The following is a 10,843-nucleotide window of genomic DNA, read 5'->3' as shown; positions in this document are numbered from 1 at the left end:
ATACGGCTTAAAAGCCACAAACTGCCTTTTCAGGCCGCCCCGTATGGGGCTTTTTCTTTATCCCGACATTCCATAGGCATCTAGAGCAGGTGTTCCATGACGGTACCGGTCGAATCGGTGCGGAAGCGGATGCTGCCCACCGTGTTCTCGTGGATCATATTGCCGGTCGCCACATCGACGTAGACGGCATCGCTGAGCCCGCGGGATACTTCCATCTCGGTGGCGCCGGTCTCGGAGTCGATACGGAGCTTTCCCACTTGGTTGCGCACGTGCATCTGTCCCCTGGAGTCCAGGCAGCGCTCGACCGTGCCGCTGCCGGCCTCGGTCAGGTTCAGGCTATTTATTTGGAAACTGTTCACAGTTACCCTCCCCCTCTGCAAGAAGGCATGAGGCCGGGCCTTTCCCGGCATTGGAGGGTTTTATTAAATTATAGACTGGCGCGGGGACTATTCCATCGGTGATTCAGGGTATCGCCATAAGGTCAGATTTAACGATTCGATATTGATAAATAGATTCATTGAGCCAGAGGATATTCTGGGGCAAACAACCTTCCTTTCGAAAGCAAAACCCCGCCCCGGCAATTAAGCCGGGGCGGGGCCAAAGGGGAAGGCGTATTCGCATTTAGGCCGTGGGATAACCGCTAGTGCCGATCTTGTTTACAACTTCGGTAGCCATAGTAATGACGTTTCGGAGCTTGCCGGAGTAAATGGCGAGGACGCTCACGAGGGCGAGGGCGAGCAGGCCGATGAGGATGATCATCTCGGTGGAGATGACGGCACCAAACTTCTCGTCAGCCGCACGGCGGACATTGTAGGTCTTGGCCTCGATATACGTGGCCATGGCGTTCATGGTTGTAGAATCCACGATGCGCTCCTTTCGATTAGGGGGTTCGAGTCTTTGGCCCCCGTCGACAAGATAGGGGCTTGCTTCCCGCCCCCGAGATACATTCTGCTCCCGTAAATGCGTCCGTGAGGGGCCATTTGGTGCCAAGGGGTGACAAATGGTGACACGGAAAAGCGCGGGCAGGCGACATGTACGTAGCCGTATAACGTATGTTCGCCCAGATTAAATGGCAGCCGTGGCACCGACCGTGCCGAATTATCCTAAGCGGGGTTGTGCTAGAGTCGAGAAGCAATTGAAAGGTCCGTCTGCGTGCGAAAAGAGCGGTGTATGGCAGAGGTTCGCGTAATCGGAACGGCAGATGAAATCGAGCTCATCGCTCGCTCCCTCGGAGCTGCCCCCAGGATCCAGCGGCGGCGTGACGGCATGATGGCTGGCTATTTCGAGAAACAGGCCCCAAAGATTATCTGTCTAGACCTCGGGACGACGGGGCCCAACCCCGTTGAAGATGAAATCGTGGCCATCGCTATCGTGGACTGGGCGGGAAATGTGGTCCATGAGGGGGAATACGGGCCAAGTCGCAAGGAGCTGTGGCAGGCGGCATCTGAGGTCAATGAGGTCGCACCCGACAACCAGATAGACCTCCACTCTGTTTTCGACGACCAGGAAAAGATCAGGGAGATCATCTGGGGCGCCGACGAAGTTATCGTCTACAATGCCCCGCGCGTTATGAAATTCTTGGAGCACAGCGACATGGCTCCCGGATCTCGAACCAGGGTCACGGATACGATGTACGAATATTGCCGATGGCTCAGTGAAAAGAACCACGACCGAAACTGTCTTGCGAACATCGAGCTAACCGATGCTGCCGAAAAAATGGGCTACGCTTGGGGGAACAACCCGCATGGACCTGTGCCAAATGCCCTCGCCTGCCTCGCTGTCCAAATATGGATTGAGGGGCAGCAAAATGAAGAACACTATGATTTCTGAATACATGGCTTGAACAGCAGGCTCATCTAGTTCGTTGCTTCTTAGATTCAGTGGATGATTGCTTCTATCAATTCCACGGGATGATTTCACCGGGCGGCAAGACACTTAGGAAACCCGGTTTGGATAGGTGATTAGCATGAACGTTAACGATTTTATGGCGAAGCACGATATCACTGATGCCGACCTCGAGCGCATGGCCAACCCCTTTGAGAATGGCTATTTCGAGCTAGAGCCCGACCGAAAGGTATTCAGCGGCTCGCATCTCGAAGCAGTCTGCACTCGCCGCGTTACGGTGATTCACGATGAGAAGGATACTTAGAGGGCTGAACTGATAAAAAATAGAGGGCGGATACAGTAATGTGCCCCGTCCTCTATTTTTGTTATCAGATACGCTACTCCTCGTACTTGTTTCCCTTCCCGCAGTTGCAGTCCTCGCAGAGAGTCTGCAGGTTGCTCATTGCAGACTTTCCCCCGCGAGAGACGGGCTTGATATGGTCGACATGGAGCTTCACCCCGTCTTCGCGGCCCCGTCCGCACTTGACGCACCTGAAACCGTCCCGGCGCAGCACGTCATAACGCATCGCGCGCGTCACCTTTGCGTGCTCCACGTCGTTGGCCATGCGGCGATCCTGGTACTCCAGGCGGCGCTTCTCCCGCTCCTTCTTCTTTTTCGATTTGCGATGCTCCTTCAATAACATCGTCAGGATTGCCTCCGCGGCCCACAGCGCGACAACGATCTGCAGGAGCGGTAATAGAGACTGCATTACCTGGGTAGCGGGACCCGACGTTTCCATGAACTGCCTCCTTATTGGGGGATATACGCCAAAAGTCTAAACTCCTGCAGATGCCGCCGCCCCTCCACTTGGTGCCAAGGGGTGACACCCGCCCTGAACACTTGTTCATAGCCGCCCGCACGCCTGCCCTCCAAACGATGATTGGAGTATCGAGAGACTGGACGGAGGAGGAATTATGGCCGAGGTGCTTAATCTCGATATGCTTCCCGATTGGCTGAGGGATATGGATGTCGGCGCGTCGGTGAGGCCCGGTGCGGATGGGAGCGCCCATCCCTGTCTCACATGGTGCGGCAGCTTCACGGTCCACGGTCTGGGATTCCACGCGATGAGAGGGACGACGACCGATTTCGCCATGGCCTGGCCTATCGGCAACGGCGGCTGGCAGGTCCTGCAAGACGCCTACGACATCTACGACCCGATCGCCGGGCAGGACGGCTATATCGAGCCCGAGGACCTCATCGACATCCTGAATGAGAACGGCTACAGCTCCCTCAGCTCCTTTGTCGCGTTAGAGGGCAAATGGTGGCGCGAGGGCTTGACGTGTGCCGTCGCTGCCAGATGGTGCAGGGAGCGCTATTCGGTTCCCCTGACCTTTGCCGACGGGCAATCGGCGCTGTCGCGCCTTGTCTCCTGTGCCGCAGCGTTTTATCCGGAAGCGGACAGGGCGCTGCTTGCCGTAACGATCGAGCGGGAGATGACCTGCCAGGAGAAAGATTACAACATGGCCGCCTACGGCACCTCGCGCGAGCTTAAGGACACGCAGGTCCGCTCGGGCGGCGTGGTTCCAAAGAACTCGGTTGGCCATGCGATAGGCATGGCGCCAGTGGGCGGCATGAGACCTCTGCAAGACCCGGAAACGAAGGGCCACGGGCCCAAGTTCGGCCATTGATGACAGAAAGGACTGATGGCAATGTATGAGAGGGTATGGGAAGGCTCGGCACCCGGGTTGGACGGGGCCGAATGGGACCTTTTCCTTGACTTTAACCAGGATACGGGACTGTTCCGGGTTGGCGGCTCGTTGGACGGAGAGCATAGCGAGATGTGGGAATGCGCCGACCCGGTAGTATCCAGACTCATGGCAAGATCTGCAACTGACCGACCCAGCGATCCCGATATCATGGCGCTCATCCCTCCCGCTCCCCTGAAGATGCAGGGCAGGTTCGCCCCCTTCTCCTCCCCTGACCAGATCGTCGCGGGCACATGGCGCACCCCACGGGATTGGCCGGAGGCGAGAAAGGATGAAGCGGTCAAGGAACTCAGAACGAGAAGATTCGACATTGTGAGATTGCCCAATGAGCCAGACCCCGACCGACTGGTCATCAAGGAGTGCTCGAGGCTCCTGAACGGCATGTACGGAGATCCGACCCGCTGGCCGCGACGCGCTGTCGACGTCGCGCTCGGCTATCCGCGCGGCCCCAGGCCCGGAAGTAAATATAATGACCCGGGCCTTTGGGGCATCACGCTTCCACCGGAGTTCTCTGCTGCCGTCGTGGGCTTCGGAAGCGCGTTGAAGGGCAAGGCCTTGGGCTATCGCGATGCGGTATACGCCCTCTACGAGAAAGCTAAGTCCAACGGCCTGTATATAGAGAAGGACTGGGAGGACAACTTCGGCTTCATTCCCAGTGTGGACGCGAATCGGTTTGTCAGGGAACTATCCGAAGGCGACACCGTTACCCTATCGCTTGCCGCCAGCTTCAGTCGATTCGGTAATTGTATCGTTGAGCTGGGAGATGTCCGGGTCGATCTTAAATCCGCCAACTGGTATAGAGATAAGTTTAAAGGTTGTGAATTCTCTTACGGACCCCTAAATGTGCAGAATCTTGGAAAACTTCCCCTCCAAGAATTCAGTGACTATCTCAGAAATTGCAATAATGGTCGCCTATATACGAGCTGGGCCGGCGCCTTCCTCGATGGCGAATACGGAATGGACCTCGAGGGTAAGGCTGACCGTGTTCTCATCTCGGCGATGGCATTCGATGAGTGGGACAGTCATGACGATTACGGCCTTCGCCATAAGGCGCTTGCATGGGAGGTCATCTCCTGGTCCAAATCGGAAGGAGCCTACCACGTTGAGACGTGGCAGGCTCCAAAGTACCTCGATGGAAGTCACAAGAGCTCCGAGCAATCCTGGAAGGAATATGACAGAACCTTCGATTCGTTCCCGTCGGAAAAAATGCCGGACATGCGCAACATGCCCATGACGATGAGCGGCGAGCCGGAGGCGTTCGTCAACGCCCGCTATGCGTACGACCCCGACAGACTGCTCAAGGGGCGTGCCCGCAAGGACACCCAAGTCAAGACCGTACCCGGCACGAAGGCGCTCAAAGCGAACCTGTCGAAACTCGACCGGAAGGCAAATGTAAACCGCGCGCAGGGCAGCGGGAATCGTGGTCATCATGTATGAGAGGGTATGGGAAGGTGCGGCGCCCGGCCCGGACGGGACCGAATGGGACCTCACACTCGACTTTAACGAGGATACAGGACTGTTCCGAGTCTGCGGCGCGCTGGACGGAGAGGCTCCCCAGATCCACGAGTGCGCCGACCCGGTGGTATCCGGCCTCATGGCGAGGTCTGAATTCGATCGGCCGGACAGCCCCGAAATGATGGCGCTCATCCCTCCCGCTCCCCTGGAGATGCAGGGCAGGTTCGTCCCCTTCTCCTCCCCCGACCAGATCGTCTCGGGCACATGGCGCACCCCTCGGGATTGGCCGGATGCGCGAAAGGGCGCGACGGTCAGGGAGCTCCTTTTTAGAAGGAACGACATTGTGAGATTGACCGATGACGTAAACCCCAACCGACTGGCCATCATGGAGTGCTCGAGGATTCTGAACGGCATGTACGGAGATCCGTCCCGCTGGCCGCGGCGCGCTGTTGACGCCGTGCTCCGCTATCCGCGTGGCTCTATGCCAGGAAACAGATACCGTGACCCATGGCTCAGTGGCGCCATGCTTCCACCCGAGTTCTCTGCCGCCGTCGTGCGCGCAGGAAGCGCGTTGGCGGGCAGGGCCCTGGGCTATCGAGATGCGGTCTACGCCCTCTCCGAGAAAGCCAAGTCCGATGGCCTGTTTATTGAACAGGACTGGAAGAACTGCTTTTGCGTCATTCCCAGCGTGGACGCGGCTCAGTTTATCAGGGAGCTATCCGAAGGCGACATCGTTACCCTATCGCTTGCCGCCTGCTTCAGCTCATTCGGTGGAAGCACCGTGGAGCTGGGAGATGTCCGGGTCGACCTCAAATCTGCCGCCTGGTTTAGAGATATGCTTCAAAGCGAAAATTTCCTGCACGGACCGTTAGATGGTCATGCCTTGGGAAAGCTCCAGATCGGGGAGCTGGAGGAATACCTCGTGCAATCCGCAAAAGGGCTCCTGCACACGGCCTGGACCGGCGCCTTTCTCGATGGGGAGTACGAGGTGGGCCCTGAGGGCGAGTCGGACCGGGTTCTCATCTCAGCAAAGGTGGTTGATGAGGGCGACTGTATGGATGAGCGCGGACTTCTTCAAAGGAGCTGCTCATGGGTGGTCGTCTCCTGGTCTAAATCGGAGGACGTCTATCATGCCGAGTTGTGGCAAGCGCCAAAGTATCTCGCGAACGACCGCAAAAGCAGCAAACAGGCCTGGAGAGAACGGGACAGCACCTTCGACTCGTTCCCGTCACAATTCATGCCGGACATGCGCACCATGTCGATGGCCATGGACGGTAGTGAGCCGGCGACATTCGTCAACGCCCGCTATGCGAGCGACCCGGACCGGCTGCTCAAGGAACGCTCCCGCAAAGATGCCCAGGGCAAGACCGTGCCCGGCACAAAGGTGCTCAAGGAGAACCTGGCGAAACTCGATACGAAGGTAATTGTAGATCGAAAGCAAGGCGCTGGGAGCCGTGGTCAACATGTATGAGAATGTGTGGAGCGGGAAGGTCGAGGGCTGCGAGATCTCCCTCAGCTTCAACGAGAAGGACGGCCTGTTCAGGTATGCCGCGAAAAAGGACGGCATAGTGTTGAGAGACCGCCACTGTGCCGATCCGATGGATGCCGGCCTTATGGACGGCCCCGGGGTCGAATGGGATGGCGAGACGCCCCTTATCCCCAGCGCCTCGGAGATCGAATTCGAAGGTCGTTTCGCACCCTTCCACACCCTCGAGGAAATCGTGAGCGGCACCTGGCTCTCCCCCGCTGACTGGCCGGGTTACCGAAAGGCGATGGCAGTAGATGAGCTGGCGGGCCGCATGACCCGGATCGCAAGGAGCTATGCGGGCGATCGAGCGCCGGACGAGGCATACATGAACTTCGGCCTCATCGATTGCTCGAAGCGGCTGAACGCCTTGTACGGAGGGCCCGACAACTGGCCGAATCGTGCATTCGAGTCCCTGTTCACTGTGACCGGGTACAAAGAGCTCACACTCGGTAAGAGTTTCGCCTTCAGCGACCACTATCTGCTCGCCGACCCGCACAAGATGCCCAGGCAGGTCGTCGAGCAGATTTGCATGACGGCTGCGAACGGAAGGCAGGAGCAACCCTCATATCGAGATGCCGTGGTTAGCCTATGCAGGCAATCGCGCTTGGAAAACGGGGGTAACGCCGATTCGTTCACCGTCCTGCCCTTTGTTAAGGTGGGTGAGTTCATAGACGAAATCCGCAAGTCGGACAGGATTCACGTCGACCTGTATGCCGACTTCAACGGCGACAAAGTACCGATGGCTCATTTGGGCAAAACGGCGATCACTCTCAATGAGATGGATGCCGAGAGAATAAGGCTGAACATTGACAGGGCTCACGAAAAGCATAGTTACTACTGGTCGATAAGGGGCAAAGGCGCCTCCTCCAAGCTGGATTATTCGCTCCGCATGTTCGAACTAACCGAACTGGTCGCCGCCATCAAATCATGTGCAGACTGGAGCCTTTTCTTTAACCAGTGGATTGAATATCCATCTCTCGGTTATGATCTCGACGCGAACGGTAACTCCAATCGCATCCTTCTGGCGTGCGGCATGAGTGAATGGCGTTCGGACGACGCCCAGGAGTGGATGGCCGTTTCGCGCTCGAAATCAGATCGTCTTTACCATATCGAGCGTATCGACGCATGGGATTCCTACGAAGGGCCCGAATTCGAGGTCACGGAATCGAGCGCAACGAAAACCTACCCGAGCGATCTCATCGACCAGATTGCGGCAGACCATAACGGGTTCAGGGAGACGGATGGCGTGCCGCCCTTCATCAACGCCCGTTACGCCGCCCAACTCGAGCATTTGCGCGAAGTCTACCCCCTAAAGCAGAAGACCCCGGAGAAAATGCCTGGCACTGTGGCGTTGAAGGACGGACTTGCGAAGCTCGAGAAGAAGGCTGAACCCAAAAAGACACCAAGCCACAACAAGCGACCGGGCTATTTCACTTATTAAATCAGACTAAAGAAGAGGGCCCCATGAGGGCCCTCTTGCTAGTTCTTAGTCGACGAGACGCCGTCGTAGTCGGCTCGCTCCACCCTCATCCATACGCAGGTGTCGCGTGTCGGCGTGACCTTCGTCATCTGGGAATCGGAATCCTGTGAGGCAAGCCATGCTACGGCGCGAAAGCCCGCCCAGGTTCCGTCCTCCATGCGGGCGTACACCCTGTCCATGGGCCTTGCGAGCGTGACCGACTCACCGAGATAAAGCACCTTGTGGGCGGGCCCGTCATCGCCGATAGCGGGAAGGCCGATGCCGTCAAGAACATGCCTTTCGTCGGACAGCCCGAAATCAGGCAGGGACCATGATTCGGCAAGCGGGGCGGTCGATTCGGGCGAAGTCCTGAGCACAAGCTCCGTGGTGTCCACGGAGTCATCAGTGAAGGCACACCTGAGTGTCAGGCGGTTGCGGGAGTAGAGATGAAGCTCGTCGCCCGCCGACAGCTCGGAGCCGCCATAGGGGGCGGTCAGGCCTTTGTCCGTGAACCAGCCCGTGAACCCTGTGCTCTGGTCCTCATCGAAATGGTCGTTGAGGTTGCAATGGGTTTTAATAGCTGCAGACGTGGCGTCGACGCTTGCCGTATGGGGTCCGGCCTGAAGCGTCTCGGTGAACACAACGGACCCGTCGTCGATGCCGTCGGCATGGTAGACGACCTTGACGCCGCCGACATGAACGGGTCCGGCGGATACCGAGCCGTGAAAACGGTGGACGAGTGGCGAATCGAAGTTGATACCGATCCGCAATTCCGTGGGGAACACCTGCTGTACGACACAGGATAGATAGCGCCCCGAAAGCGAATCGAGCTCCTGCTCCGATAGGCTGAGCTCCCTCGAACCTTTCGAGAATTCTCTCAGTACCGTCGCGCCCTTCGGCTTCGGAATCAGGTCGACCTGAACGCAGCGCAGCTCGTTGACACCCTTCAGATCGCCAAAGCCGTTAACGCTCGTGAAATCGAGATCGTGCCCGGAGACATATCCCCCGGTCCATGACAAATTTGAGTTGAACGCCCTGACCTCAAGGTCGAAATGTTGGGATACCTCGCCGGTAAGCCATACCTTGATGGCACTCCAGCGCAAGGACTTGCCGCCCTCGCCGATTCGGGCGCCATCTGCGGCGGCATCGCTCCATTCGCCGCCTTTTGCAAGCATGCTGTAGCAGATTGAGCCTTGCCAGGGGGAGCCGTCCAGACGAAGCGATATCGCCTCTATGCACATTTTGGCCGACATATTCATGCCCACATGCCGATAGGCGGGACAGTCGGGCATATCACCGAAGTTCGAAAGATGGCAAGATCCGATGATGGACGCACCGGAGCAGTCAAGCGGAACGTCATCTGTGTCGGCACAATACCAGCGGTACAAAAAGTCAGATACGGCAGTCCCGCCATTGTTACCCTTGACGTCCGACCAGTTATGGCACGGCGTACATGAGAGGAGCGGATCCGAACACGTCACCGTCTCGCCGGCCCCGATCTCCTTTGACCCGTCATTCAGGCTCAGCGAACCCGTGAACGGGACCTCTTCGACGACCCAGGCAGAGGCTCGGTCTCCCGCCACGCCTCCCTTGTAGCCATTATGGAAGAGGTTCAATTTAAATGGCCTTGTTTGTGTTGCGTTCGGCCTGTTCACGCACAGCCCCGATGCGTCGCTGATAATCGCGACCGCGCCATCTTCGAATAGGGGCGTTCCTTCGGAAAACGCCTTTGTAACCCACCAGGCGCTCGCCCTCGAAGCGACTCCGGCCCTATTGATCTCGAACGGCTGTTTGTTCGCGACGTGGTTGAATTCCTTTCCGTCCCAAGGGCCTCCCCCTAGGGCATTGACGGCACAGGACGCGTCGGCCACATGGGCCGGTCGGAACGTCGTGAGAAACCCGGGGACGGGTCCCCAGTCATCGGAATAGGAATCGTCGCGAACTTTCGAGAACTCGGTCAAGAAGAGCTGATTGTAATTGCCTTTGAATATCTGCTGGTATAGGTCCGTGCAATCTTTAATCGAGGCATTTCCGACATCCCAGTTCAGGGAGTCGTCGTCTGCCGCATGGACGCGACAGACGATGCCCTGGATATCTTCGCTGGTTAGGTACGTTTGCTCGACGGTAGAGGTCAGCCAGCCGGTTTGAGAGTGCAGGGCGTCGACCGTCTCGTTGTGCGAAACCCCCTCGACGTAGATATTGAAGATGTTGAGGTCCGCGCACCACCTATGGGACACGTCCTTCGAGGTACGCCTGTACCATTTTCCCGTGTCATGGTATTGATAGTGCTTCCAGCCGGTATCGTGCCGACCGGTGCCGACCCCGAGTTCCTCGTTTGTTAAATTGCCGTCGAAGGTGACGATATTATTTTCCTGCTCGTCCTCCTTGATTGCCCCGAGGTTATCATGGTCCGCCGCAAACCATATGCGCTTTCCATTGGGGTTGTAGTTAGTGTCTCCGCAGGCAGTCAGCGGATAGAAGGATAGGTGGAACCATAGCTCGTTCTCATAGTCGCACTCGATCTGCAAATTCAGGGCGTATCGTAGGATCTGGACGTAGGCATAGCGGGAGGCATACCATTCAGTCCAGTCATTCGCCCAGCCCATGCATTGATTTGTTGGATTCGACCTTCCTCTGCAGCAGTTGATCTTGCCGTTGATCATCCCGTACATGTCCCAGGCTCCCTGGTTGATACGGGCATTCTGGCCCCAGTAGTCCCATCCGAGCGCGTCATTGGCGCCCAACAATCCCAGCCCGGCCGCAACTGCCAGGGCGGCGAACAGGCCTCGCCTGCTAAGCGGGGTTTCCAT

At 57.6% G+C, this 10,843-nt stretch carries 10 protein-coding genes; 6 read left to right on the top strand and 4 right to left on the bottom strand.

Annotated elements, in window-relative coordinates:
- Positions 1-80: 80 nt before the first annotated feature.
- Both ACGHEN_RS05545 and ACGHEN_RS05540 read right to left on the bottom strand, forming a co-directional pair.
- A complete protein-coding gene (locus tag ACGHEN_RS05545) occupies positions 81-359 on the bottom strand; it encodes a hypothetical protein (protein ID WP_390397904.1) in 279 nt (92 codons plus the stop codon).
- A 262-nt stretch (positions 360-621) separates the two neighbouring features.
- Complete coding sequence (locus ACGHEN_RS05540) at positions 622-864, bottom strand: hypothetical protein (protein WP_390397902.1); 243 nt, start codon at positions 862-864, stop codon at positions 622-624.
- A 306-nt stretch (positions 865-1,170) separates the two neighbouring features.
- On the opposite strand from ACGHEN_RS05540, the gene ACGHEN_RS05535 reads away from it, so the two are divergent.
- Positions 1,171-1,830: a hypothetical protein gene (locus ACGHEN_RS05535; RefSeq protein ID WP_390397900.1), complete on the top strand. Its 660-nt coding sequence runs from the start codon at positions 1,171-1,173 to the stop codon at positions 1,828-1,830.
- A gap of 136 nt (positions 1,831-1,966) precedes the next feature.
- Complete coding sequence (locus ACGHEN_RS05530; protein ID WP_390397897.1) at positions 1,967-2,149, top strand: hypothetical protein; 183 nt, start codon at positions 1,967-1,969, stop codon at positions 2,147-2,149.
- 73 nt (positions 2,150-2,222) lie between these two features.
- On the opposite strand, the gene ACGHEN_RS05525 is transcribed toward ACGHEN_RS05530, so the two are convergent.
- Positions 2,223-2,624: an HNH endonuclease gene (locus ACGHEN_RS05525; protein ID WP_390397894.1), complete on the bottom strand. Its 402-nt coding sequence runs from the start codon at positions 2,622-2,624 to the stop codon at positions 2,223-2,225.
- Between the two features lie 175 nt (positions 2,625-2,799).
- Here ACGHEN_RS05525 and ACGHEN_RS05520 point away from each other — a divergent pair, with 175 nt between their 5' ends.
- Genes ACGHEN_RS05520 through ACGHEN_RS05505 form a run of 4 tightly spaced genes read left to right on the top strand, consistent with a single transcriptional unit; the run spans position 2,800 to position 8,015 of the window.
- Positions 2,800-3,513 (top strand): hypothetical protein, encoded by a 714-nt coding sequence (locus ACGHEN_RS05520; protein ID WP_390397891.1) that lies wholly within the window; start codon positions 2,800-2,802, stop codon positions 3,511-3,513.
- A gap of 21 nt (positions 3,514-3,534) precedes the next feature.
- A complete protein-coding gene (locus ACGHEN_RS05515; RefSeq protein ID WP_390397889.1) occupies positions 3,535-5,028 on the top strand; it encodes a hypothetical protein in 1,494 nt (497 codons plus the stop codon).
- On the top strand, positions 5,012-6,517 hold the full coding sequence (locus ACGHEN_RS05510) for a hypothetical protein (protein ID WP_390397887.1): 1,506 nt from the start codon (positions 5,012-5,014) through the stop codon (positions 6,515-6,517). Before ACGHEN_RS05515 ends, ACGHEN_RS05510 begins: the two co-directional genes overlap by 17 nt.
- A complete protein-coding gene (locus ACGHEN_RS05505; protein WP_390397885.1) occupies positions 6,501-8,015 on the top strand; it encodes a hypothetical protein in 1,515 nt (504 codons plus the stop codon). The genes ACGHEN_RS05510 and ACGHEN_RS05505 overlap by 17 nt, the downstream gene beginning before the upstream one ends.
- A gap of 38 nt (positions 8,016-8,053) precedes the next feature.
- Here the strand turns inward: ACGHEN_RS05505 and ACGHEN_RS05500 are convergent, their stop codons facing one another.
- Positions 8,054-10,843 (bottom strand): hypothetical protein, encoded by a 2,790-nt coding sequence (locus tag ACGHEN_RS05500; RefSeq protein ID WP_390397883.1) that lies wholly within the window; start codon positions 10,841-10,843, stop codon positions 8,054-8,056.

The sequence above is a fragment of the Collinsella sp. i06-0019-1H4 genome, from assembly GCF_042849575.1.
In the GTDB taxonomy this organism is placed as follows: Bacteria; Actinomycetota; Coriobacteriia; order Coriobacteriales; family Coriobacteriaceae; genus Collinsella.
The sequence above is the reverse complement of the archived record's forward strand: the minus strand, read 5'-3'. Positions and strand labels throughout refer to the sequence as shown.